We start from the raw sequence: 466 nt of genomic DNA on the forward strand, positions 1-466 counted from the left end.
GTTCGCCCTGGCCAGCATTACGCGCTCCCTGATCCCGCGCGCGCTCCGCGCCCTGCAAACGTAGAGCGGATCTGGGATCAGGCCGTCGACGTGCGTGGGACACTCGCCGAGCGCTATCTGGCGCGCCGCAACCTACTGCTGCCGCCGCCGCCGGACATCCGCTTCCATCCACGCTGCCCATATCTACCGAAACCTAAAACGGCGTTTCTTCCGGCGCTGCTCGTAGCGGTTCGCGAGGTCGGGAAGCTCGTCGCGATCCAACGGATTTTTCTCGATAGCGAAAGCGCCGACTATACTCGCAAAGTCATGCTTGGCACGCCGCTGTCCGGCGCATGGCGGGGCAGGGCAGGGGGCGCGACCCTCGCGATCGCGGAAGGATTCGAGACTGCCGACGCCTTCACGCGACTGAACGACATTCCTTGCTGGGCCTCACTCGGGGCGCGGCGCCTTGATCAACTCGTCATAC

At 65.0% G+C, this 466-nt stretch carries 1 protein-coding gene; it reads left to right on the forward strand.

The annotated features are described in order from the left end of the window. Positions 1-466 (forward strand): DUF7146 domain-containing protein (locus RAD16_RS40985; protein ID WP_458163686.1); only part of this gene is annotated, 466 nt, incomplete at both ends.

This window comes from Bradyrhizobium sp. 18BD (assembly GCF_054185225.1).